We start from the raw sequence: 22,445 nt of genomic DNA on the forward strand, positions 1-22,445 counted from the left end.
GAGCTCAGAGGACGTAACGGCTCAGATCTGTGTCGCGAGTGAGATCGCCCAGCTCGTTTTCCACGAAAGCCGCATCGACGGTGACGCTTTGGCCGCCCCGGTCCGGCGCGGTGAAGGACAGCTCCTCGAAGACGCGCTCCATGACGGTGTAGAGCCTGCGCGCGCCAATATTCTCGACCGAGCGGTTGACCTCTGCGGCGATGCGGGCGAGCGCGGCGATCCCGTCCTCGGTGAAGGTGACCTCGACCTCTTCGGTCTTCATCAGTGCCTGGTACTGGCGGGTGAGCGCATTGTCGGTTTCCGACAGGATGCGGGTGAAGTCTTCCTCGGTCAGCGCCTGCAATTCTACCCGGATCGGCAGGCGGCCCTGCAATTCGGGCAGCAGGTCCGAGGGTTTCGCGATGTGGAACGCCCCCGAGGCGATGAACAGGATATGGTCGGTCTTCACCGCACCGTATTTGGTCGAGACGGTCGTGCCCTCAATGAGCGGCAGCAGGTCGCGCTGCACGCCCTCACGACTGACATCGGCGCCACGGGTCTCGGCCCGGGCGGTGACCTTGTCGATCTCGTCGATGAAGACGATGCCGGAATGCTGCACGGCCTCGAGCGCGGCCGTTTTCACCGTCTCGTCGTCCAGAAGCTTGTCGGCCTCTTCCGAGATCAAGACCTCATAGCTTTCCGAAACGGTCATCTTGCGACGGGTGGTGCGGTTGCCGCCGAAGGCCTTGAACAGGTCCTGAAGGCCCTGCATCTGGCTCTCCATCCCCGGCTGGCCGCCCATCATCCCGATCGGCATGCCCCCGGATACGTCGGCCACGTCGAGCTCGATGATCTTGTCGTCAAGCTCCCCATCGCGGAGCTTCTTGCGGAACATGTCACGCGTGCCCGCGCGCGCGTCCGAGCCCGCCAGCGCCGAAATCACGCGATCCTCGGCGGCCTTATGTGCCTTGGCCTTGACCTCTTCGCGCATGTATTCGCGGGTCTCGACCATCGCGACATCCATCAGGTCGCGGATGATCTGCTCCACATCGCGGCCGACATAGCCCACTTCGGTGAACTTGGTGGCCTCGACCTTCAGGAACGGTGCGCGGGCGAGTTTCGCCAGACGACGCGAGATCTCGGTCTTGCCGACGCCGGTCGGGCCGATCATCAGGATGTTTTTCGGGTAAACCTCGTCGCGCAGGTCATCGGGCAGCTGCTGGCGGCGCCAGCGATTGCGCAGGGCCACGGCCACGGCGCGCTTGGCGTGCTTCTGGCCGATGATGAAACGGTCGAGTTCCGAGACGATTTCGCGGGGGGTCAGATCGGTCATGGAGTGCTCCGTGGGGTGCGGCAGGCGAGGCATGCCGGGAATGTCTTGAAGGGCGTGGACCGGCTTAGCCGCCGATCGTCTCCACCGTCAGATTGCCGTTGGTATAGACGCAGATATCGGCCGCGATCGCCATCGCACGGCGCGCGACCTGTTCGGCATCGAGATCGGTCTCCATCAGCCCGCGCGCAGCGGCGAGCGCATAATTGCCGCCGGAACCGATCGCGGCGATATCGTGCTCGGGCTCGAGCACATCGCCTGCGCCGGTCAGAACGAACAGGTCCTTTCCATCGGTGACGATCAGCATCGCCTCGAGATTGCGCAGGTATTTGTCCATGCGCCAATCCTTCGCCAGCTCCACGCAGCCGCGGGCAAGCTGTCCGGGCGCGGCCTCGAGCTTCTTCTCCAGCCGTTCGAGCAGGGTGAAGGCGTCCGCGGTCGAACCGGCAAAGCCCGCGACGATGTCGTGCCCGCCGGGGCTGAGGCGGCGCACCTTGCGCGCGGTGCCCTTGATGACGGTCTGGCCAAGGCTGACCTGTCCGTCGCCCGCGACGACCACCTTGCCGCCTTTGCGGATGCCGACGATCGTGGTGCCGTGCCAGCCCGGGAATTTCTCTTCGGCCATGTCGTTCCTCCGTTTGCGCAAAAGATATGTAACCCCGAACGCGGCGCTGCAACCCCGCTTGCCCGTTCCCCGGCCCGAGGCTAGCATCGCGCCATGACCGAACGGCATCTCTCGATCTATCTCGACGATTGGATCCTCGCCCAGGTTCGGGAGGGATCGCAGAACTTTTTCAAGCGATTGATCGGGGCGGTGGAGGAAGCCGACTGGACGGTTTCCCTGCATGAAACCGGCCCCGAGGCGCGGCGCGAAGCACCCGACAAACCTGGCTATGCACTGTTTCGGATGGAGCCGCCCACACATGAGCGCGCCCTGACCTGCCGGCGCACCTATCTCGGGGCGTTCTGGCATGTGGAGCGCGTCGCCGAACGTTGGGACTGGCCTGTGGCAAAGGCGACGTTCGTCGCGAATGACATTGACGGCGAGGCCGCACAAAAGTTCTTCTCGGCGACAAAAAACAGGCTCTATCCCGGCATAATTCCGAGCGACGAGGACAATCTGGCCTTCATTCCGCTTCAAGGGCGGTTGCTCGATCACCGCTCTTTCCAGGCGGTGAGCCCAGTGCAGATGATCGAGGAGGTGATCGCCCGCCATGAGGGGCCGGTCGTGGCGACTCTGCATCCTCGCGAGAGCTATAAACCGGCTGAGATCGCTGCACTCGAAGCGCTAAGCGCCCGGTTCCCGCGCTTCCGCTTCCAGAGCGGCGGCTCGCTCGACCTGCTGCCGCGCTGCAAATTCGTGGTCACGCAGAATAGCGCACTGGCACTCGAGGGGTTCTTCCTGCGCAAACCGGCGGTGCTGTTCGGGCTGTCGGATTTTCATCACATCGCCGGATCGGTGCCGCGCGACGGGATCGAGGCTGCCTTCGAAAAACTGCGCCAGACGCCTCCCGTCGCGCGCTACCTCTACTGGTTCTTGCAACTCAATGCGCTGAACGCGGGGCGACCGGAGTTCGAAAAGCGGTTGCGCGAGCAGCTGCGTGCCTGCGGGTGGCCGATCTGAGCCGCTAAAACGCTTTTGTCATGGATGGAGAATGGCGGGCAGAGCTCGCCCGGGCCGTGTCGCGGCTGTTCCGGGCGAAAGCAATCACTCAATGAAAAAGGGCGCCACCCCGGGCGCCCTCTTCCACAAATCCGTCCGATCCGATCAGATCGATTCGGTGATCCAGCTTTGCAGCGCGGCTTTCGGTGCGGCGCCAATCTTGTTCGAGACAACCTCGCCATCCTTGAACAGGAACAGCGCCGGGATGCCGCGAACGCCGAGAACGGCCGGGCTGTCCGGGTTTTCGTCCACGTTCACCTTCACGACCTTCACCTTGCCGGCCATCTCTTCCGAGATTTCCTCCAGCGACGGGCCGATCATGCGGCAGGGGCCACACCATTCGGCCCAGAAATCCACCACGACGGGGATATCGGATTTGCGCACTTCCTCGTCGAAAGTGGCGTCGGTAACAGCAACGGTAGCCATGTCAGCCTCCTGAGAATTCGGTTGCAGCGAAGGTATGTCCCGGCCCGCATCACGTCAAGATACGGGGGGTGTTCGCAATGCCGCATCAAGCTGTGCATCAGTGAGCGGCATGATCGCGCCGCTTCGCGTCCAGAGGATCGAACAGCGGATCGGTTGACCGGGATGGATCTGGCGCAGCGCGGCGCGGTAGGCGGCCATCTGCTTCACGATCCCGTCAGGGACATCCACGGGGCGTTCGGGGACGATGCGGTTCGACTTGTAATCGAGCAGCTCGATCCCGTCCGGCCCGATCCGCATCCGGTCGATGAACCCGTGAATGCGTGCGCCGAGCTCGGCGATTTCGGCTGTGATCTCCACCTCGGCCAGCGTGTCCGACCCCAGCCAATCCGCCATTCCGGGCGCGTCGAGAACCGTTTGCGCCTCGGCCAGAACAGGCTCTATTTCATCAGGGAGCAGCGCATCCTCGCCCTGCGAAAGCAGAATGCGTGCGGTCTCGGGCCACTGCGCGCGCGGGCGAAGCGGGAGATGTTCGAGCAGACGGTGCAGGTTGCGCCCATGCCTTTTCGCGGCCTCCTCGTCGCCTGCGCCGCCCTCGCCGAAAAGCGCTTTCTCCCCGCCGAGATCTGACGGCGAAAGCAGTTTCGGAGCAGGAGCGACCTCCGGTGCGGGATGCAGCGTCCAGGCGGGAAGCGACAGCGACTGCGATTGGTCAGCGGTTGCCGGGGTCGCAGCAGGCTCGGGCCAGTCTCCGTTGCAATGGCGCAGGATCTCGCCACGGTCGCGCAACTCTTCGGAAAGCGCTGAAACAGTCTCTGTTCCGGCATGATCGAGCCCGGATTGCATCCGCGCATACCAGCTTTCGTCGCCCTGACCGACATCGCCAGCCCCGGCCACGATCAGCCATTTCTCGGCCCGCGTCATCGCGACATAGAGAAGACGCAGAGCCTCTTCCTCGCGGGCGCGTTTCTCGGCCTCCGCCGCCGCCTCCTGCGCGGCGGGGGCCTGAGACGCGGCCTGGCGCCAGGCCGCTGGACCCGCTGGCAGGCGCAGGAGTTTCGGCGGATTAGGCTCTCTTTTCTTCGCGGTGTCGGGCAGGATCACGATCGGGGCCTCGAGCCCTTTCGAGCCGTGCACGGTCATCACGCGGATCGCGCGCCCTGCCCCTTCGAGCTGACGCTTCACCTCGACGTCATCCGCGTCGAGCCAGCCGAGGAAGCCGGTCAGGCTTGGCACCTCGTTGCGCTCGAAGGCCAGCGCCTGGGAAATCAGCTCGTCGATCCCGTCTTCGGCCTCCGGCCCGAGCCGCGCCAGCAGCCTTTCGCGCCCGCCATGCCGAGTCAAAAGGCGCTCGATCAGCTCGAATGGCCGCAGGAAATCGGCGTGGTCGCGCAGATCTTGCAGAATTTCGAGCGTGTCGGGACGGCTGGTATCGTGGCGCAGCGCCTCCCAGAGGAACCCCTTGCGCGGTTTGGCGAGCGCGTAAAGGTCTGCCTCGGACCAGTTCAGAAGCGGCGACCGCAGAGCCTCGGCCAGTGACAAATCGTCCTCGGGCGTCGCCAGAAAGGCGAGTATAGAGCGGATATCGCGCACGGCGAGTTCCGCGCCCAGCTTGAGCCGATCCGCCCCCGCCACGGAAAGACCGATGGCCTTGCAGGCGCGGATCACCTCGGCGAAAAGCTCGGAACGGCGGCGCACGAGGATGAGGAAATCCCCCTCATGGACCGGGCGCGCCGCACCCTTTGCCTCGTGATCGGGGATCTGGACGCCGGAGGCGATCATCTCGCGAATTTCGGCGGCAATCGCGCGCGAGAGCACCGAAACATCCGAGGCGCTGCTCGGCAGGTCGACCGGATCGGACCAGTCGCCCTCCTCGATGGCTTCCTCCTGCGCGATCACCGGCCAGAGATCGACGCGGCCGGGGAGCATTTCGCGGAAGGCGATATGCGAGGGCGCACCGCCCAGCCCCGCCTCGGCGCCGCGCGCGAAGCTCTCGTCGACGACACGCAGAACCGAGGCCGCCGAACGGAAGGAATGCTCGAGTTCCAACGTCACGAGCGCCTGTCCGATGCCACGGAACTTTTCGGTGAAATGGGCCCGCATAGTCTCAAACTGAGCCAGATCGGCGCCCTGGAAGGAGTAGATCGACTGCTTGCGGTCACCGACGACAAAAAGGGTGCGCTGCTTCTCGCGCGCGCCCTCGCCGGCGGTGAATTCCTCGGCGATCCGCTCGATCACACGCCATTGGCGGGGGCTCGTATCCTGCGCCTCATCCACGAGAATGTGGTCCATCCCGCCATCGAGCCGGAACAGCACCCATTGCGCGACCGACGGATCTTCGAGAAGCGCCGCCGCGCGGTCGATGAGGTCGTCGAAATCGAGCCAACCGCGCGCGGCCTTATAGGCGTCGATTCGGGGCAGGAAAGCTTGGGCGAAGCGGTGCAGGATGAGGCTGTGCTGCGCCGCGACGAGGGCGAGACGCTTCGGACGGGCCTCGGAGATACGCTCCGACAGATCGGCCAGCCCCTCGAACGCGCCTGCGCCGAGCGTCTTGGCAAGACCTTTCGTCACGACCTTCTCACCCTTGGGCTGATAGGGCGGCCCGTCCTTGGGGCTCTTGATGCAGAGCACCTCTTCAAGCGCCTGCATCGCGCCAAGATCGAGAGCCGTGATCGCTGCCAGCGCCCGACCGAGTTTCTGATCGGTCACACCGCTCGCGAGGCAGTGAGGCGTGACTTCGCGCATCAGCGCAAGATCGCCGGCCCGGAAAGTTTCAGCCAGCAGGCGCGCGCTGTCGAACCCGGCCGGAAGCCCGTAGGCGTTCTGAAGCGTTTCGAGGTCGATATTCTTGGGAAATCCGACCCTGTTATGGCTAATTTGCCCCACGAGAACGGCCAGATCCTCGCCCGAATAGATCGACAAGAGCGCGTCGAGACGGTCGCGGTCGGCCCCGCTCGCCATCTCCTCCAGCACCTCCTCGCGCATCAGTTGCCCGGCGCGATCATCCATCTCAGAAAAACCATGCGGCACCTTCGCCTCAAGCGGGAACCGTCGCAGCAAGGCCGCGCAGAAGGCGTGGATCGTCTGGATCTTCAGTCCGCCCGGCGTCTCGATCGCCTGGGCGAACAAGCGCCGCGCGGTGGCAAGCTCATCTGCCCCCAGCGGTCCCTCGGCCCCGAGATCGCGCAGCGCCGACCGCAGCTCGACCTCCTCCATCATCGCCCATTTGCCCAGAAGACCAAGCAGACGGTTCTGCATCTCGGCCGCCGCGGCCTTCGTATAGGTGAGGCAGAGGATCCGGTGCGGCTCGGTCCCCGAAAGCAGCATCCGCGCCACACGGTCGGTCAAGACCTTGGTCTTTCCCGAACCCGCATTCGCCGCAAGCCAGACCGAATGGCTGGGAACCGAAGCCTGCTGCTGCCGCTCGCTTGCCGATCGGGTCATGCCGAGCCCTCCTTCGGCGGGGTGTCGGTGATGTCCCATTCGCCGAAGCGCGAGAGCTGGTCGTAATCCGAGATATCGCGCGCTTTCTGCATCGCCCGTCGTGCGGTGAACCCTTGCGAGGGGCGCAGGTAGCGCGCGATCAGTTCTTCCAGCTTGACCCAGCTGTCTTCGGGGGTCTCTTCGCGGTCCTTGACCTTGATCGTCTGGCCCATCGTCCGCGTTTCACCGTCCCCGCCGAGCCGGATATAGGTCATCGCCGAAACGTCACGCGGCCCGATCTGCTCAAACGCGCCACGGCTCACCATCGCGGCCTCAAGCAGCATCTGCTTGTTGAAGGCCAGAACCTCCGCATCTCCCGGCGGTTTGCCGGTCTTGTAGTCGAAAATCTCGGCGCTGCCGTCTTCCAGAATGTCGATGCGATCGGGTTTTGCGGAGAGCATGAAATTCACCTTTTGCAGCGGAATAGAGCCTTTTTTCTCGATCACGGCCGGAGTGCCCTTCGCGCGCCGTTCCTCCTCGTCGCGGCAGAATTTCTCGGCGATTCCATGGATGCGCGCAAACCAGATGCGTTGCGTGCTCGGCCAGGGAATTTTCGTTTCGAGAACCTCTTGCGTGATCGTGAGAAGCCGCGCCCGGGCGCAGTCGAGCGTCTCTCCCTCGACATGGGTTTTCACGAAGGTCTCGACGATCTCGTGCAACACCTGCCCGCGCAAGAGCGGATCAGGCTCGGGGCGCAGCGGATCAAGTGGACGCAAACGCAGGACGCGGCGCGCATAGATCGCGTATGGGTCGCGGATCAGGGTCTGGATCGCGGTCACGGGAAGCTCGCGCGGGCGATCCTCGACCGGGGGGTTCGGCGAGGGGCGCGGCGCGGGGGTGAGCGAGATCTTCGGCCGCTCCAACTCCTGCGCGAGATCGATCCATCGCTGCCCGCGCGCCTCCATCGCCTTTAGGGCGGCCACGCCATTTTGCTCTGGCAGCCCCTTGATCAGGTTCAGAAGACGGTTGAGCCAACGCGAAGGGATCGTCTGCGCCTCGGCGTCGCGCCCGGCACGGCTGAGGATCACCTGCGGCGCGGCAACGGCTTGCTGGAAGTCATGGGAGGAAAGACCGATCTGCCTTTCGGGCAACAACAGACCCGCTTCCAGCCGCATCTGGCGACTGAGCCACGGGTCGGGCGCGGGGGCTTCGGGCCAGCTGCCTTCGTTCAGACCGCCGCAGATCACCAGCTTCGCACCCTGCGCCCGCGCCTCCAACGTGCCCCAGATCGCGATGAGCGGATGGGAGGTCAGGGTCTGGCGCACCATCCCGCCTTGCAGGTGGCGATTGACCAGATCGGCATAATCCGAAGCGCTGACCTCACCGGCATGACCGGCCTGTTCGCGCAGATCACTCATCAGGCGCAGCGCCTCGCGCCCCCCGGCCTCGCGCCAGAGCTCGCTTGCAGCGGGATCGCCTCCCGGGCCCGCGGCAATCGCTTCGCACAGCGCCAGATGCGCCTCGACGCGGGGCGGCAGTTGATCGGGCAGCGGCGCCACGATCTGCGACAGGATACCGGCAAGCCATTCCGCCCAGGTTTCGCGATCCTCCGGGGATTTCGCGGCCCAAACCGCAAGCGCATCCGCGTCCGGGAAGGCCGGCCCGTTGCGGCGAAGGAAAAGCTCCAGTTCGCGGGTGTTGCGCAGGTGACGGCCACGCGCCTCGCCTCCCGCCCCGGTCGCGGTGAGCGGATGCTTGAGCAGGATCATCAACTCGGCGATCGGCAGCCTCTGCCCGCTGATCTGCGCGAGTTGGCGCAACAACCGTCCCGGCGCAGTCTGCTGAAGCGGCTGGCCCGCACTGTCGTCGGGCACAATCCCCCAGCGGTCGAGCGCCGCCGCCACCCGCCGCGCAAGGAGCCGGTCGGGGGTAATGAGCGCCGCCTGCACCTGCCGCTCGGCCGCCTCGCGCAGAGCCAGCGCAATCGCCAGCGCCTCTTCGCGCGGGTCGCGGGCGGTGATCAGTGAAAGCCCCGCGCAGGCCGTTTCGAGATCACCGAGAGAACCACCCTCTTCGCGCCACTGATCGGTCACAGGCGCGGGACGCAGGGCCAGTGAGACCAGTCGGTTTCGCGCAGGATCGGGAGCCGCAATCGCGCGCCAGTCCTGAACCGTCTCAGGCGCCAGATCGAGACTGCGGAGCAGCGCGAGAAATCGATATTGCGGGTGATCCTCGATGGGAAAGAGGCTGGAATCGAGACTATTCCATGCCTTTTCAGTCATATCCCGGTCGAAACCGGGCAGGACGACCATCCCTTCGGGCAGATGCGCGACAAGCCGCATGAACAACGCCGTCGCCCCGCGCGAGCCGGTCGAACCGGCCACGATCACCGGATCTGCGGGCGGGGCGTCGCGCCAGGTCTGTGCGAGCGTCTCGACCACCAGCCTTTGACGCGCCTCGGCGTCAAGCTCGCCATCGCTTTCGAAATAGCGCGCGATGATGCGGATGAAGGCAAGGCTTTGCTGCCAATGGCGGGCATGGGTCTCCGCGATCTCCAGCCGGTCGAGCCTTTCGGGATGCACGCCCTCGCTCTGCATCTCGGCCATCAGGCTTGCAAGGCTCTCGGCCAGCGCGAAATGGCTCGAACCGGCCTCGAATTCGGGTAGGCGTCGGGTGAGTTCCTCGACAAGGCGGGTCAGTTCGAGCTTGCGGCGCAGGCTTGGGACCGGCATCGGCAGCCCCGCGAGCGGATCGGCACCCAGATCGCTGATCAGCAGGAGCTGCGGCAGGTAGCGCGCGCCGTTCTCGAGAAAGCATTCCCTCACGCGGCGGCGCATCCGGCCCGAGTTGAGATAGAGCCGCGCCCGCGCCATCGCCTCGGGCGGGCGGTCCGCGAACCGTTCGATCAGCCCCGCGACCAGCTCGCGGGGGAAATCGACGCCCGGTGGCAGGGCGAAGAGATGCGCGCCGGGATCAACCGCCATCGAGCATCCCCTCGGCCAGCGGGATCGACTCTGGGCGGCCGACATCGCACCAGCCCCCCTCGTGCACGATCCCGTAGAGACGCCCCTCGGCGATCATCTGGTTCCAGAGCAGATTGAGGGAGAATTTTTCCTCCGAAATCGTCTCTATTCCAGCAGGATCGATGATTTGTGCGCCGGTATAGACATAGCCCGGACCGCGCCTCAGTCGCCCCTGATCGTCACAGGTGAAATCCCCTGCGCCCATATGGCCCAGTGCCTGCTCGGGTGGCACCAACATCAAGAGCGCCCCCATCCGGTCAGGCTTCCACGCGGCACGCAATCGCGCGATCGCATTCGGCCCGGTCCATATCGCATCGGTATTGAGTGTAAGAACCGGCCCCTCGCCCAGAAGTGGCAGCGCTTTGCGCAAACCGCCGCCGGTTTCCAGAACCTCTTCGCTTTCGTCCGAGAACAGCACCTCGCGCCCGGCAAGATGGGCGATCATCTGATCGGCGAAATAATGGACATTCGCCACGATCCGCCGCGCCCCGCCCTCCTGAGCCAGATCGAGCGCGTGATCGATCAGCGGCTTGCCCGCCACCTCGACAAGCGGTTTCGGGCGATCATTGGTCAGCGGGCGCATCCGCGTACCCAAACCCGCCGCGAAGACCATGATGGCGTCAGGGGCTGGGGGCATCGGCTTGCAACTCCTTGATCAGCTCGGGCGTGACGGGGGGATAGGCTGCGCGCAGGAAAGCGGCGAGTTCGGCCAGTGCGGGATGGGCGAGGTTACGCTCGATATAGGCCCAGACGCGCGGCATGTAGGCGAGGTAATGGGGCTTGCCATCGACGCGGCAAAGCTTGGCGAAGATGCCGAGGATCCGCAGCGCACGCTGAGTGCCGAGAAGGGCGTAGATCTCCGCGAAACGGTCATGGTCGAGGCCGGCGGCGGCGGCGTAATGGGCGATCTGTGTGCGTTCGACCGCGGGCGACACGTCCCGGCGCGCATCCTGAAGGGCGGAGACGAGATCATAGGCGGGATGCGCCTGCACCGCGTCCTGAAAGTCGAGCAGCCCGAGCCGTGCAAGACCGGGCCGGTCGAGCAGGATGATATTCTCGGCATGGAAATCGCGCAGGCACATCACGAGCGACTCTTGTGAGAGCGCGTCGAACGTCTTTGCGATGGCAGTTTTCAGTTGCGCGGCAGCGGCAGGGTCGGTGCACGGATAATACGCGGGCACGAGATCGAGAAGAGAGGCAAGCCCTGCCCCGTCAAGCCGTGCGAGATCCTCGAGCGGCGCGTGCCGATGCAGCGCGAGAAGCATCTCGGTGATCTCGCGATAAAGCGCGGGTTCTTCCTCGGGATGCTCGGCCAGACGCCGCGCCATCAACGCGTCGCCGAAATCCTCCAGCAGCAACAGCCCCTCTTCATCCGAGCGCGCCAGCGGTTGCGGCGTGGAGAACCCGGCTTGCGAGAGCCAGGCGCCGATCCGCAGGAACCGCTCGATTTCGGGGCCGGGCGGGGCCTTCATCAGAATGGCGGTCTGCCCCGCGCGGGAGAGGCGATCGTAGCTGCGCGCCGAGGCGTCACCTGCGAGCGGCGCGCGCGTCGCATCTGCCCATCCAGCGCGGGCGAGAAAGGCTATTATAGAGCCTGTTTCAGCCATTCCACGCCTCCAGAACGGCATCAACCAAGGGCGTTTGCGCACTGAAACAGACCCGGCGCGCGGCGCCATCTTCGGTCTGCTCGAACCGCAGGCGCAGCGCGCCCTCAGGCGTGGCCGAGCCCAACCGGTCGGGCCATTCGATAAGGCAGATTGCGGTCTCGAAAGCGGTGTCGAGGCCCAACTCGTAGACCTCGTCGGGATGGCTGAGCCGATAGAGATCGGCATGCCAGATCTCGCAATCGGCCTCGTAGGTCTGCACAAGGGTAAAAGTCGGCGAGGGCACATCCTCCGCGCGGCCCAGCCGCGATTGGATCAACGATCGCGCGAAATGGGTTTTGCCCGCACCGATCGGCCCTTCGAGAAGCAGAACATCGCCGGGATGCGCGAAACGCGCGAAAATCGCCCCGAGGCGGGTCGTGGCGTCCGGATCGGGAAGGTCGAGGCAAGGCATCTCGGGCATGGGTCGAGTTTTACCCTGCCCCACGTCCGCTGCAAGCGGTTAACCCTGATCGAGAAGCGCCATCGTTTTGCGCGCGGGCTTGGCGACATCACCGGGCGCGGTCGGGACAAAACGCACCAACACGGCCCCGCTGGGCAGGCTTTGCAGCGAACAGATGATACGCGCCCCATTGCGCAGGCTGACGGTCTCGGACAGCGCCTCGGGTCGGCCGAATTCGCGCGCCACAGCGTGCAGGCGCGACCAGAGCGCGGAAGGATCCGCCTGCGCCTCCCACTGGCTGATCGCGTCAGACAAGGTGATCCGCCCGAGCGTTGTTTCCGGCTCCAGCCCCCACAGCCGCGTATAGGCAGCATTGGAAAGCGCAAGTTCCCCCGACGGATGGAAGACGACCACCGCATCGGGCAACGCGTCGAGCACATCCTGCCCCATCTCGATCTCGCCGCGGAAACGCCGCGTCAGTGATATCTCGGCCGAGATATCCTCGAAGAGAAACGCCACCGCGCCATCGGCATGCGGGCGGCCGGTGACTCGATAGGTCTGGCCGTTGGGTAGATTCCAGGTCTCGGAATGAAAGCCCGAGGCGGCGGCCTGCTCAAGCTCTGTCATCTGGATGCGCCAGCTACGGTAATCCTTAGGCTCGGGCATCATCCGGGTCTCACGCAGCCGGTCGAGAAAGGCGTAGAGCGTCGGTCGTCCAGTGAGAAAATCCGGGCCGAGTTGCAGCAGGTCGATGAGCGCGGGATTGAAAAGCTGAAGCTGCCGGTTTCGGTCGAAAATCGCGAGGCCCGTGGTGAGATCGGCGAAAATTTTGGTGAGGGTTTGCACGAAATCGCGCAACGCCCCTTCGGCACGCACGGTCGCATCCGCGGGAAGCGCGAAATGGATCGCTCCACCGGGCACGGCGAAGGATTCGCAGTCGTACCAACGCGCACCCTCATCGTCTTTCGTAAGTTTCACGCGGACGGGGCCTCCATCGGCCTCCCCCTCCGCCGGCAAATCGAACAATGACGGCAGAGGCCATGTGAACCCCTCTCCGCCCTCCTCGAACGCGTCCGTACGCAGCAGATAGGCGCGATTGGCCCAGGTCACGGTGCCTGCCGTATCGCTGCGCCAGACCAGCACGGGCGAGCGATCAAGCGTCGAGCGCATCATCTCCAACTCGTCTTCGAGCGCGCGCTGCGACAGAGAATCGACCCGAACACCGCGTCCTTCCGTGCCCGGATCGATCAGGGTGATCCGCGCGAAACCTCCGACATCCTCGGCGATCATCCGCATCCGGTCGGGACCGGGTGTTTCCGCGTTTTCGGTCATCTCGATCTGCCCATGCTCGGCCAGGGTGGCCATGCGGGCGCGAAACTCCGAAAAACGCGGCGCGACAAAGGCCGAGAGCCGCGCCCAATCGCTGACGCTGATTGGCGTGGCCTCGAGCAGACGCCGCGCCGAGGGCGTCGCGTCGACCAGTTCCTCATTGTCGAAGAGGAAAACCGTTTCCTCCAACCCGTCGGGATGCGCAGGCTCCAACCCCTGAACGTTTTTGCGCCCGATCACCAGCCAGACGATCAGAAGGGCAATGATCGCCGCCCCGACCGAAGTCAGGGAGATCAAAGCAGCTTCAAGCCATGCGCTGTTCATCATCGGGCGACTCCAACCTGTCCGGGTCGGAGCTTGTCGCTGAAATGGTTAATTCCGGGTTAAACCCAAATTTGCGGCGCTGTCCGCAGGTCTCAGAGCTCGATCGGCTGATTGAACCCCAGCGCTCCTTCCTTCTGCGCGAGGATGCGTTGGGCGGGCCAGACGACCTCGACCACCGCACCGGAACGGGTCGGGTTGTCGGAAGCCGAGGCATAGGGCGCATCGCCATTGGCAAAACTGAGCCGCCCGCCGGTGCGTTCGATCAGCGTCTTGGCAATGAACACGCCAAGCCCCATTCCCTCGTAATCCTTGCGCTCCGACGCGTTCGAGCGCGGTTGCAGGAACGGATCTCCGATACGGTTGAGGACATTGGTCGGAAAGCCCTTGCCGTCGTCGATAACCCGCACCGTGATCCGCTCGGCATCCCATTCGGCCTCGACCCAGACGGTCGAGCGCGCGAAATCCACCGCGTTCTGAATGAAATTGCGCAGCGCATGGATCAGCTCGGGATAGCGATAGATCGTCGGCTGGCGTTCGGATCCGCCCTCGGCGGGATGCGCATCGAAGACGATCTCGATTCCGCGCTCGAGATGCGGATCCGCCGCCTCGCGCAGCACCGCCAGGAGCGGCGCGGTGCGCATATGCAGATCGTCTTTTCCGACACGTCCCATCGAGTGAAGGATATCACGGCATCGATCAGCCTGCTCGCGGATCAGCAGCGCATCGTCGCGCAGCTCGGGCTTGTCGTCGAGTTCGTCGGCAAGCTCGGAGCTTACCAGCTTGATCGTCGCAAGCGGCGTACCCAGCTCATGCGCTGCGGCAGCCACGACCCCACCTAGATCGGTGAGCTTCTGCTCGCGCGCGAGCGCAAGCTGGGTCGCGCGCAGGGCGTCCCCCATCGAGCGTACCTCGGTCGAGACCTTGTGCGCATAGGCCCCGAGGAAGGCCACCCCGATGATGATCGCAAGCCAATAGCCGAATTCGAAGACGTCCGGCACGGCGATCACCTCGCCGGTCTTGCTGACCAGAGGCAGGTAAATGACGGCCACGATCGAGATCATCACCATCGTCGAGAGGCCGAGGAAGATCGTTGCCGAACGCTCGAGCGCGGTCGCGGCGATCGTGACCGGAACCAGGATGAGAAGGGCGAAGGGATTGTTCATCCCGCCGGTGATCGACAGGAGCAGCGCCAGTTGCGCCATATCGAACAGAAGCGTCGCCGCGGCCTCGGTCTGGGTCAGCCGCTTGGTGTCGGGAAAGAGGAAGATCGCGACGAGGTTGGCCGCGACCGCCGCACCGACCGTCGCAAGACAGAGCGGCAAATCAAGGGCGATATCATAGACATAATAGGTGACGAGGATCGCGCCGAGCTGCCCGAGGATCGCCGTCCAGCGCAAGATTATGAGTGTGCGCAGCCGCACCCAGTCGTGATGCGTCTCGGCCGGGCCGGGCTCGGCTTCCAGGCGTTGGGCCATGTTTCCTCCGCGTCGAAACCGCGCAACGTGAAAGAAACGCCGCACGAAAACATTGATAATCGGCCCTCTTCGCGCGATCAATGCACCGCGGACACGAGGGAGACGAGCAAATGAACACTGTCGCGAAATTTTCGGCCATCGGGGCCGCGATTGCCGTGGTGGCGGGTTTGGGGATCACCTGGTTTGCCAGCACACGCGTCGCGAATGACGATATCTTCGCGCAATGCCGCTCGAGCGTGGTTGCGGGCGGCACCGGCCAGATCGGCGGGCCTTTCACCCTCACGGACGAGAACGGCAAGACGGTGACCGACAAGGACGTGATCACCGAGCCGAGCATCATCTATTTCGGTTATACCTATTGCCCCGATGTCTGCCCGCTCGACAGCGCGCGCAACGCCGAAGCCGTCGCCATCCTGGAAAGCCGCGGCTACTCGGTCACGCCGGTCTTCATCTCGGTCGATACCGCGCGCGACACGCCCGAAACGCTACGCGCCTTTACCGAACTCATGAGCCCGAAAATGATCGGCCTCACCGGCACGCCCGAGCAGATCCGGAAAGCCTCCCAGGAGTATCGGACCTATTTCAAGGTTCAGGATCCGGACGACCCCTATACGCTGATCGATCATTCGACGCAGAGTTATCTCGTTTTCCCGAAAATCGGCTTCGTCGAATATTTCAATCGCGACACCACGCCCGATCAGATGGCCGACAAGGTGGCTTGTTTTGTCGATGCCTGGAAGAAAGCCGGCGAGACCGCCGCAAGCGGAAATTGACCCCGAAGGGTCAAGAGCTTAAAACCGAAGCAGGAAAACAGGACGGGGGTTTCCATGGTCGAGGATAACAGCGCGGATATCGGACCGGACAAGTCACTTCTCATCGTGGATGACGACGTTCCGTTCCTGACGCGGCTCGCCCGCGCGATGGAAAAACGTGGCTTCGAACCGCAAACCGCGGAAACGGTGGCCGCCGGACGCGCAATCGTTCAATCCAACCCGCCCGCCTATGCGGTGATCGACCTGCGTCTTGAGGATGGTAACGGGCTCGACGTGGTCGAAGCGCTGCGCGAGAAGCGTGCCGATGCGCGGATCGTGGTTCTGACGGGCTATGGGGCGATCGCCACCGCCGTCGCCGCAGTGAAAATGGGCGCAACCGATTACATCGCCAAGCCGGCCGATGCGACCGATGTCACCAATGCCCTTCTTGCCAGAGGTGAAACCGCCCCGCCGCCGCCGGAAAACCCGATGAGCGCCGATCGCGTGCGCTGGGAACATATTCAGCGCGTATACGAATTGTGCGACCGCAACGTCTCGGAAACCGCGCGCCGTCTGAATATGCATCGCCGCACGCTTCAGCGTATTTTGGCGAAACGCAGCCCGCGTTAATAAAAAATCGGTTGAAATTAATTCCTGTATGCTATCAATGCTCCGGAAAAATTCCGGAGCATTTCTCATGAATCTCGACACGATGTCGCTCGACGAACTGAAAACCCTGCGCAAACAGGTCGACAAGGCGATTGCCGGTTATGAAGACCGCAAGAAAAAGGAAGCGCTCGAGCAGCTTGAAAAAGCCGCCCGTGATATGGGTTTCTCGCTGGCAGAGCTGACCGGTGGCTCGTCCAAGCCGCGCCGCACCGTTGCGCCGAAATACGCCAACCCCGCCGATTCCAGCCAGACCTGGACCGGCCGCGGCCGTAAACCGCGCTGGGTCGAAGAGGCGCTCGCCTCGGGTAAATCCCTGGATGATCTCGCGATTTAAAACTCGCGCCTGAATTGAAATCTGGATTGAAAATGCCCGCAAATCGCGGGCATTTTTATTTTCAGATTTCCGACAATAGCGCTTCGTGCCGCGCCGTATAATCCTTCCGGACTTCCGAAGGCGGACGCAAATGGATTTTGAACCGCTCAGTATATTCCGGACCGATCTTGCCGAAAATCTTGTCGGCCTCCTTGGTCGAAAATCCCGCGATCTGTTCCGCCTCGAGCCGCGCGGAGACGATATCGGCCTTCTTGATCGCCCGCTTGATTTTCACCGGCAATGCCGCGGGCAAACCGAAGCGGATATGCACCGCCGCATCGAGCTTCGCATCGAGCACCCCATAGCCTTCCCCGATTGCCGCCTTCACCGGGCTGATCATGTCGCCCAGCACATATTCGGGCGCATCATGCAGCAGCGCCGCGAGTTTCCAGCGCGGCTCGATCTTCGGGTTCTGATGGCTGAAGATCTGTTCGACCAGCAGCGAGTGCTCGGCCACCGAATAGGGCCAGTCGCCGAAAGTCTGCCCGTTCCAGCGGGCCACGAAGGCGAGCCCATGCGCGATATCCTCAATCTCGATATCGACGGGCGTCGGATCCAGCAGGTCAAGCCTGCGCCCCGAAAGCATGCGTTGCCAGGCGCGTTTCATGCGAGCCTCTCTGAATGGTGTCGTCAGCGCTTTGGACAGCTTTGCCGTGACTACCCAAAGCACCTCCGCCTGTAAACGGCAGAGCCTGCGGGAACATTTTCCCGCCTTTCTCGTTTCAATGTCGACAAGGAGAGAGAAGGAGGACGCAGATGCACGCCTCGAAGACATCCATTCTTACCGCCGGAATCGTGGCCCTCACCATTCCCGCGACGATCGCGATCGCCAAGGTCACGAATGAGGTCGCTCCGTTGGAGCAATCCCCGCGGCAGATCATGCTGAACGGGTACGAGGGCGATGGCCGTCCGATGGACGATATCGGCTCGAACATTCCCTATGGCGACCTTTCCGCCTTCGACAAGATTACGACGATCGGCAAGGCACAGAGCCCCGACGTGCCCTATTGCGACGAGCGTGCGGCCTTGCTGAAAACGCTCGATCACGATTTCGCCGAGAGTCCCCGCGTCAAGAAAGCTCTTGGCGACAACCGTTCGGTCGAGCTTTGGGCATCCTCTGTCATGGGCACCTGGACGGCGGTTTATACCCGTGCCGATGGAGTGTCTTGCGTGGTCTCGTCGGGAATGGGCTGGGAACAGGGTGACAACCCGGTCGCTCTGCTCGGTCGCGAGGGCATCCTCCCCGCGACGTGACGGCACGGCAGGCTTCATTGCCGGTTCACCAATGCAGTGCTACATAGCGCCCAAATTCAGATTTGGGAGCCGGATATGGCCGACTACATCATCAAGGATATCGCCCTGGCGGATTACGGCCGCAAGGAGCTCGACATTGCCGAAACCGAGATGCCGGGCCTGATGGCCTGCCGCGCCGAATTCGGCGAAAGCCAGCCGCTGAAAGGCGCGCGGATTGCGGGCTCGCTGCACATGACGGTGCAGACCGCCGTGCTGATCGAGACGCTCAAGGCGCTCGGCGCGGATGTTCGCTGGGCCTCGTGCAACATTTTCTCGACGCAGGATCACGCGGCGTCGGCGATCGCCGCAGGCGGCACCCCGGTCTTCGCGATCAAGGGCGAGACGCTGGAGGAATACTGGTCCTACACCGACAAGATCTTCCAGTTCGAGGAAGGCACCTGCAACATGATCCTCGACGATGGCGGGGATGCGACGCTCTATATCCTGATGGGCGCACGGGTCGAGAATGGCGAGACGGGTTTGATCGAAGTGCCCACGTCGGAAGAGGAAGAGGCGCTGTTCGCCCAGATCAAGAAGCGCATGAAGGAAAGCCCCGGCTGGTTCACCCAGCAGCGCGACGCGATCAAGGGTGTCTCGGAAGAAACCACGACCGGTGTGCATCGCCTTTACGACCTGCACAAGAAGGGCCTCCTGCCCTTCCCGGCGATCAACGTGAATGACTCCGTCACCAAATCGAAATTCGACAACAAATACGGCTGTAAAGAGAGCCTCGTGGACGGCATCCGCCGCGCCACCGACACGATGATGGCCGGCAAGGTCGCCGTCGTGTGCGGCTATGGCGATGTGGGCAAGGGCTCGGCCGCTTCGCTACGTGGCGCAGGTGCCCGCGTGAAGGTCACCGAAGTCGATCCGATCTGCGCGCTTCAAGCCGCGATGGACGGGTTCGAAGTCGTCGTGCTGGAAGACGTCGTCGACAGCGCCGACATCTTCATCACCACCACCGGCAACAAGGACGTCATCCGCATCGAGCATATGCGCGCGATGAAGGATATGGCGATCGTCGGCAATATCGGCCATTTCGACAATGAAATTCAGGTCGCCAGCCTGAAGAACCACAAATGGACCAACATCAAGGACCAGGTGGACATGATCGAGATGCCCTCGGGCGCGCGCATCATCCTTCTGTCGGAAGGCCGCCTGCTGAACCTCGGCAACGCCACCGGCCACCCGAGCTTCGTGATGTCGGCAAGCTTCACCAACCAAGTGCTGGCGCAGATCGAACTGTGGACCAAGGGCGAGGAGTATGCGCCCGGCGTCTACATCCTGCCCAAGCATCTCGACGAAAAGGTCGCGCGCCTTCATCTCGACCGGATCGGCGTCAAACTCACCGAGCTGCGCCCCGATCAGGCGGAGTATATCGGCGTCACGGTCGAAGGGCCCTTCAAGCCCGAGCATTACCGCTACTGATCGACGCGACTATCGCATCGACAAGGCCGCGCCTCCGGGTGCGGCCTTTGTTTGTCGCAAGCCCCCTGTCGCGCTAGGCTGAGGCAATCCCGCAAGCCCGCCTCGACCTCGACCCGACCTTTATCCAGTGCGTCTGGTGTCGCGGGGGAAAGTGACGCCGCTTTTCCCCAAGATTTTGGCTTTGTATTTTCTTTATCCGGGCTTACCCTGCGCCTGCCACAATTTCGAATGATCTAACTTCAACAGGTGGGACTCATGGGTAAAAGAGACGAGCTGATCGAGAAATATGCTGACGATCTGAAAACCAAATGCGGCATGACGCCGGATATGGATCTGCTGACCAAGGTCACGATCGGCTGCGGCCCCTCGATCTACGATGCGGATGCCTCGACCGTCGCCGGTTCGGACAAGGGCGAACTGGAAACCGTCAAGAACAACTTCCTCGTCAAGAAGCTCGGCCTCGCCGATGGCCCGGAACTGATGGACGCGATCGACAGCGTGATCGAGACCTACGGCCGTTCGGAGCGCAACAAGTATCGCGCCGTCGTCTATTACATGCTGACCAAGCATTTCGGCAAAGAGAGCGTCTACGCCTGAGCGGACCCTCTTTCGCAATGCTTACGGCCCGGGGATGACCCGGGCCGTTCGCGTTTCAGGGGATAAGACCCTTGATCCCCGCGACATGGGACGGTTTGGCCCCGCGCGCATCGGCCGCGAGACCTGCCACGGTCTCCATCAGAGCCTCGGGCGCCACGATCCGGTCGATCAGCCCCCAACCCAGCGCCTCCTCGGCCTCGATCTTCTGACCCGCCATCAGGATCATCTTCGCCCGCGCGGGCCCGATCAGAGCGGCCATGCGCGGCGGGTCCGAAGGCTGCGGCAAAAAGCCCAGCTTCATCACCGGGTAGAAGAACTTGGCCCCCGGGACCGCGATGCGCAGGTCGCAGGCCAGAACCATTCCCATCGCGCCTCCCGCCAGCGTGCCATTGAGCGCCGCGATCGTCAGGCAGGGCAGCGCCGCGATCGCGCCCGAGAGCCGCTCCCAGACCGGATCGGTCGCCAACGTGCCGCTACGCGCCTCATCCAGATCCGCCCCGGCGGAAAACACTTTCCCGATGCCCGTCAGCACGAAAACCCGCGCCTCCTCGGCCTTGGCGCGTTCGGCCAGATCCGCGATTTCATTCAGCATCGCCTGCGTGAGCGAATTGGCCTTTTCGGGCCGGTCAATCGTCACGGTCCAGAGCCCGTCCTCGATCTGGTGGCGGATCATCACAATCTCCAGCTTTGGCATCCTCCCTTCGATCTAACAGCGATACCGGGCCTTGACCATCGCGCATCCCCACGGGAGGATGTGCCGATTTTGTTTTCTATCGAAAGGTATCGTCATGTCCTGGTTGAAACCCGCCGGAACCGGCGCGGTGATTGTCACGCTTCTTTCGACCACAGCCGGGTTCGCGGATGTCACGCCCGAGCAGGTCTGGGACGGCTGGCAAAAAGGCTATCAGAGCTATGGCTATGACGTGATGGTCGGCAACTCCGACCGCAGCGGCGATACGCTTACCGTCACGGATGTGAAGATCACGAACGAGATGGACGATTCCAGCTTCACGATGACGATCCCCGAGCTGAAGCTGCGCGATCGCGGCGATGGCACGGTGGAAGCCTCGATGTCGGAGAAGATGACCGGCGTGGCGAGCTCGGACCTGCCCGATCAGCCGGCGATGTCGCTCGACATGGTGATGACGCAGACCGACAGCTCGATCGTGGTCTCGGGAACGCCCGAGGACATGATCTACGCCATCGACGCGCCCAAGGTGACGGTCGAGATGGACCAGAGCGGCGATGCGGGCGATCAGTCCATCCCGGTCAAGATCTGGCTCGCGATGGAAAACACCACCGGCACCTACGAGATGAAGCTGGGCGAGGCGCATGACGTGACCTCTGCGATCAAGACCGGTCTGGTGAAATTCACCGCATCGGGCGCCGATCCCGAGGGCGGCGGCACTTTCAACTTCGATGGTCAGGTCTCGGATGTCACCTATGACGGCCGTTTCGTGCTGCCCAATGGTGTGCCGATGGAGAAGCTCGACGAGGCGCTCAATGCCGGTGCGAATATCCAGGTCGCGCTGAAATACGCGGCCTCGGAATACGCGATGAACGTGGACAGCCCCGACGGGCCGGTCTCGCAAAAGACTACCGACAATGGCGGCGTGCTCGATATCGGGATGTCGAAGGACGGTATCCACTTCGCCGGAACGAGCGAGGGCAGCAAGGTCCAAATGACCACGAAAGAACTGCCCTTCCCGGTCAATCTGGCGCTGGAATCGGCGAATATGGATTTCGCGATGCCGGTGTCGAAGGGTGATGCGGATCAGGACTTCAAGGCGAAGTTCGCTCTCAACGGGCTGACCGTCTCCGATGATCTGTGGAACATGTTCGATCCGGGCCAGAACCTGCCGCGCGACCCGGCGACGCTGAGGATCGACGTGACCGGCAAGATGACGCTGTCCGATGATCTCTTCTCTCCGGCCGTCGCCGCCATGCCGGCACCGCCGATGCAGGTGAATTCGGTCGACATCAAGGACGTGCACCTGTCCGTCGTGGGTGCCGAGTTGAACGGCTCAGGTGCGCTGGAAATCCAGAATGACGGGCCGATGCCGATGCCCAAGGGTGCGATCGACCTGAGCCTGACCGGAGCGAACGCGCTGATGGACAAGCTCGTCGCGATGGGTCTGGTGCCGCAAGATCAGATCATGTTCGGCCGGATGATGTTGGGCCTCTATGCCAAGCCGACCGGCGATGACGCCTATGAATCGAAGGTCGAGTTCAAGGATGGCGGGGAAATCCTCGTCAACGGCCAGCGCGTCCAGTAAGGACAACACATAACGGCGCGGAGCCGTCCGGGACACCCGGGC

Annotated in this window: 20 protein-coding genes; 8 read left to right on the top strand and 12 right to left on the bottom strand. The window is 63.4% G+C overall.

Going from position 1 to position 22,445, the window contains the following annotated elements:
• Nucleotides 1-4 precede the first annotated feature (4 nt).
• Both hslU and hslV read right to left on the bottom strand, forming a co-directional pair.
• On the bottom strand, nucleotides 5-1,312 hold the full coding sequence (gene hslU / locus BMI90_RS04560; protein WP_078526442.1) for an ATP-dependent protease ATPase subunit HslU: 1,308 nt from the start codon (nucleotides 1,310-1,312) through the stop codon (nucleotides 5-7).
• Between the two features lie 64 nt (nucleotides 1,313-1,376).
• Complete coding sequence (gene hslV, locus BMI90_RS04565; RefSeq protein ID WP_078526444.1) at nucleotides 1,377-1,934, bottom strand: ATP-dependent protease subunit HslV; 558 nt, start codon at nucleotides 1,932-1,934, stop codon at nucleotides 1,377-1,379.
• 93 nt (nucleotides 1,935-2,027) lie between these two features.
• On the opposite strand from hslV, the gene BMI90_RS04570 reads away from it, so the two are divergent.
• On the top strand, nucleotides 2,028-2,933 hold the full coding sequence (locus BMI90_RS04570) for a hypothetical protein (RefSeq protein WP_078526446.1): 906 nt from the start codon (nucleotides 2,028-2,030) through the stop codon (nucleotides 2,931-2,933).
• A gap of 144 nt (nucleotides 2,934-3,077) precedes the next feature.
• Here the strand turns inward: BMI90_RS04570 and trxA are convergent, their stop codons facing one another.
• From trxA to BMI90_RS04610, 8 genes are all read right to left on the bottom strand, one after another.
• On the bottom strand, nucleotides 3,078-3,398 hold the full coding sequence (gene trxA, locus BMI90_RS04575) for a thioredoxin (protein WP_038075443.1): 321 nt from the start codon (nucleotides 3,396-3,398) through the stop codon (nucleotides 3,078-3,080).
• Between the two features lie 54 nt (nucleotides 3,399-3,452).
• A complete protein-coding gene (addA, locus tag BMI90_RS04580) occupies nucleotides 3,453-6,839 on the bottom strand; it encodes a double-strand break repair helicase AddA (protein ID WP_078526449.1) in 3,387 nt (1,128 codons plus the stop codon).
• On the bottom strand, nucleotides 6,836-9,802 hold the full coding sequence (addB, locus tag BMI90_RS04585) for a double-strand break repair protein AddB (RefSeq protein ID WP_078526451.1): 2,967 nt from the start codon (nucleotides 9,800-9,802) through the stop codon (nucleotides 6,836-6,838). The genes addA and addB overlap by 4 nt, the downstream gene beginning before the upstream one ends.
• Nucleotides 9,792-10,478, bottom strand: a complete 687-nt coding sequence (locus BMI90_RS04590; protein WP_078526453.1) for a nucleotidyltransferase family protein — start codon at nucleotides 10,476-10,478, stop codon at nucleotides 9,792-9,794. The genes addB and BMI90_RS04590 overlap by 11 nt, the downstream gene beginning before the upstream one ends.
• Nucleotides 10,462-11,448: a phosphotransferase gene (locus BMI90_RS04595; RefSeq protein WP_078526455.1), complete on the bottom strand. Its 987-nt coding sequence runs from the start codon at nucleotides 11,446-11,448 to the stop codon at nucleotides 10,462-10,464. Before BMI90_RS04595 ends, BMI90_RS04590 begins: the two co-directional genes overlap by 17 nt.
• Nucleotides 11,441-11,908 (bottom strand): tRNA (adenosine(37)-N6)-threonylcarbamoyltransferase complex ATPase subunit type 1 TsaE, encoded by a 468-nt coding sequence (gene tsaE, locus BMI90_RS04600; protein ID WP_078526458.1) that lies wholly within the window; start codon nucleotides 11,906-11,908, stop codon nucleotides 11,441-11,443. Before tsaE ends, BMI90_RS04595 begins: the two co-directional genes overlap by 8 nt.
• 39 nt (nucleotides 11,909-11,947) lie before the next feature.
• Nucleotides 11,948-13,543 carry a PAS-domain containing protein gene (locus tag BMI90_RS04605; protein ID WP_146671207.1) on the bottom strand — a complete coding sequence of 532 codons (1,596 nt, stop codon included), beginning with the start codon at nucleotides 13,541-13,543 and terminating at the stop codon, nucleotides 11,948-11,950.
• A gap of 89 nt (nucleotides 13,544-13,632) precedes the next feature.
• Nucleotides 13,633-15,015: a sensor histidine kinase RegB gene (locus tag BMI90_RS04610; RefSeq protein WP_078526460.1), complete on the bottom strand. Its 1,383-nt coding sequence runs from the start codon at nucleotides 15,013-15,015 to the stop codon at nucleotides 13,633-13,635.
• Nucleotides 15,016-15,125: 110 nt separating this feature from the next.
• Here BMI90_RS04610 and BMI90_RS04615 point away from each other — a divergent pair, with 110 nt between their 5' ends.
• From BMI90_RS04615 to BMI90_RS04625, 3 genes are all read left to right on the top strand, one after another.
• Nucleotides 15,126-15,788, top strand: coding sequence for an SCO family protein (locus tag BMI90_RS04615; RefSeq protein WP_078526463.1), 663 nt, complete (start codon nucleotides 15,126-15,128; stop codon nucleotides 15,786-15,788).
• 54 nt (nucleotides 15,789-15,842) lie between these two features.
• Complete coding sequence (locus BMI90_RS04620) at nucleotides 15,843-16,397, top strand: ActR/PrrA/RegA family redox response regulator transcription factor (RefSeq protein WP_078526465.1); 555 nt, start codon at nucleotides 15,843-15,845, stop codon at nucleotides 16,395-16,397.
• Between the two features lie 67 nt (nucleotides 16,398-16,464).
• Nucleotides 16,465-16,770: an H-NS histone family protein gene (locus tag BMI90_RS04625; RefSeq protein ID WP_078526467.1), complete on the top strand. Its 306-nt coding sequence runs from the start codon at nucleotides 16,465-16,467 to the stop codon at nucleotides 16,768-16,770.
• A 61-nt stretch (nucleotides 16,771-16,831) separates the two neighbouring features.
• Here the strand turns inward: BMI90_RS04625 and BMI90_RS04630 are convergent, their stop codons facing one another.
• Complete coding sequence (locus BMI90_RS04630) at nucleotides 16,832-17,416, bottom strand: HD family hydrolase (RefSeq protein ID WP_078526469.1); 585 nt, start codon at nucleotides 17,414-17,416, stop codon at nucleotides 16,832-16,834.
• A gap of 149 nt (nucleotides 17,417-17,565) precedes the next feature.
• On the opposite strand from BMI90_RS04630, the gene BMI90_RS04635 reads away from it, so the two are divergent.
• The 3 genes from BMI90_RS04635 (at nucleotide 17,566) to BMI90_RS04645 (ending at nucleotide 20,127) form a co-directional block, all read left to right on the top strand.
• On the top strand, nucleotides 17,566-18,063 hold the full coding sequence (locus BMI90_RS04635; RefSeq protein ID WP_078526471.1) for a hypothetical protein: 498 nt from the start codon (nucleotides 17,566-17,568) through the stop codon (nucleotides 18,061-18,063).
• A gap of 75 nt (nucleotides 18,064-18,138) precedes the next feature.
• Entirely contained in the window at nucleotides 18,139-19,530 is a 1,392-nt protein-coding gene (ahcY, locus tag BMI90_RS04640; RefSeq protein ID WP_078526473.1) for an adenosylhomocysteinase, read from the top strand.
• 255 nt (nucleotides 19,531-19,785) lie between these two features.
• Nucleotides 19,786-20,127 (top strand): DUF2853 family protein, encoded by a 342-nt coding sequence (locus BMI90_RS04645; RefSeq protein ID WP_078526475.1) that lies wholly within the window; start codon nucleotides 19,786-19,788, stop codon nucleotides 20,125-20,127.
• A 55-nt stretch (nucleotides 20,128-20,182) separates the two neighbouring features.
• On the opposite strand, the gene BMI90_RS04650 is transcribed toward BMI90_RS04645, so the two are convergent.
• Entirely contained in the window at nucleotides 20,183-20,800 is a 618-nt protein-coding gene (locus tag BMI90_RS04650) for an enoyl-CoA hydratase/isomerase family protein (protein WP_078527231.1), read from the bottom strand.
• A 115-nt stretch (nucleotides 20,801-20,915) separates the two neighbouring features.
• Between BMI90_RS04650 and BMI90_RS04655 the strand changes: the two genes are divergently transcribed.
• Nucleotides 20,916-22,403, top strand: coding sequence for a DUF2125 domain-containing protein (locus tag BMI90_RS04655; RefSeq protein ID WP_168172718.1), 1,488 nt, complete (start codon nucleotides 20,916-20,918; stop codon nucleotides 22,401-22,403).
• Nucleotides 22,404-22,445 lie beyond the last annotated feature (42 nt).

This window comes from Thioclava sp. L04-15, from assembly GCF_002020275.1.
Classification (GTDB): domain Bacteria; phylum Pseudomonadota; class Alphaproteobacteria; order Rhodobacterales; family Rhodobacteraceae; genus Thioclava; species Thioclava marina.

What these genes read in the sequence shown, in the direction of transcription:
- addA (WP_078526449.1), bottom strand. Translation starts at nt 6,839, where the DNA reads ATGACCCGATCGGCAAGCGAGCGGCAGCAGCAGGCTTCGGTTCCCAGC.
- BMI90_RS04595 (WP_078526455.1), bottom strand. Translation starts at nt 11,448, where the DNA reads ATGGCTGAAACAGGCTCTATAATAGCCTTTCTCGCCCGCGCTGGATGG.
- BMI90_RS04570 (WP_078526446.1), top strand. Translation starts at nt 2,028, where the DNA reads ATGACCGAACGGCATCTCTCGATCTATCTCGACGATTGGATCCTCGCC.
- trxA (WP_038075443.1), bottom strand. Translation starts at nt 3,398, where the DNA reads ATGGCTACCGTTGCTGTTACCGACGCCACTTTCGACGAGGAAGTGCGC.
- BMI90_RS04620 (WP_078526465.1), top strand. Translation starts at nt 15,843, where the DNA reads ATGGTCGAGGATAACAGCGCGGATATCGGACCGGACAAGTCACTTCTC.
- tsaE (WP_078526458.1), bottom strand. Translation starts at nt 11,908, where the DNA reads ATGCCCGAGATGCCTTGCCTCGACCTTCCCGATCCGGACGCCACGACC.
- BMI90_RS04645 (WP_078526475.1), top strand. Translation starts at nt 19,786, where the DNA reads ATGGGTAAAAGAGACGAGCTGATCGAGAAATATGCTGACGATCTGAAA.
- BMI90_RS04630 (WP_078526469.1), bottom strand. Translation starts at nt 17,416, where the DNA reads ATGAAACGCGCCTGGCAACGCATGCTTTCGGGGCGCAGGCTTGACCTG.
- ahcY (WP_078526473.1), top strand. Translation starts at nt 18,139, where the DNA reads ATGGCCGACTACATCATCAAGGATATCGCCCTGGCGGATTACGGCCGC.
- BMI90_RS04610 (WP_078526460.1), bottom strand. Translation starts at nt 15,015, where the DNA reads ATGGCCCAACGCCTGGAAGCCGAGCCCGGCCCGGCCGAGACGCATCAC.
- hslV (WP_078526444.1), bottom strand. Translation starts at nt 1,934, where the DNA reads ATGGCCGAAGAGAAATTCCCGGGCTGGCACGGCACCACGATCGTCGGC.
- addB (WP_078526451.1), bottom strand. Translation starts at nt 9,802, where the DNA reads ATGGCGGTTGATCCCGGCGCGCATCTCTTCGCCCTGCCACCGGGCGTC.
- BMI90_RS04655 (WP_168172718.1), top strand. Translation starts at nt 20,916, where the DNA reads ATGTCCTGGTTGAAACCCGCCGGAACCGGCGCGGTGATTGTCACGCTT.
- BMI90_RS04625 (WP_078526467.1), top strand. Translation starts at nt 16,465, where the DNA reads ATGAATCTCGACACGATGTCGCTCGACGAACTGAAAACCCTGCGCAAA.
- BMI90_RS04635 (WP_078526471.1), top strand. Translation starts at nt 17,566, where the DNA reads ATGCACGCCTCGAAGACATCCATTCTTACCGCCGGAATCGTGGCCCTC.
- BMI90_RS04615 (WP_078526463.1), top strand. Translation starts at nt 15,126, where the DNA reads ATGAACACTGTCGCGAAATTTTCGGCCATCGGGGCCGCGATTGCCGTG.
- BMI90_RS04650 (WP_078527231.1), bottom strand. Translation starts at nt 20,800, where the DNA reads ATGATCCGCCACCAGATCGAGGACGGGCTCTGGACCGTGACGATTGAC.
- BMI90_RS04605 (WP_146671207.1), bottom strand. Translation starts at nt 13,543, where the DNA reads ATGATGAACAGCGCATGGCTTGAAGCTGCTTTGATCTCCCTGACTTCG.
- BMI90_RS04590 (WP_078526453.1), bottom strand. Translation starts at nt 10,478, where the DNA reads ATGCCCCCAGCCCCTGACGCCATCATGGTCTTCGCGGCGGGTTTGGGT.
- hslU (WP_078526442.1), bottom strand. Translation starts at nt 1,312, where the DNA reads ATGACCGATCTGACCCCCCGCGAAATCGTCTCGGAACTCGACCGTTTC.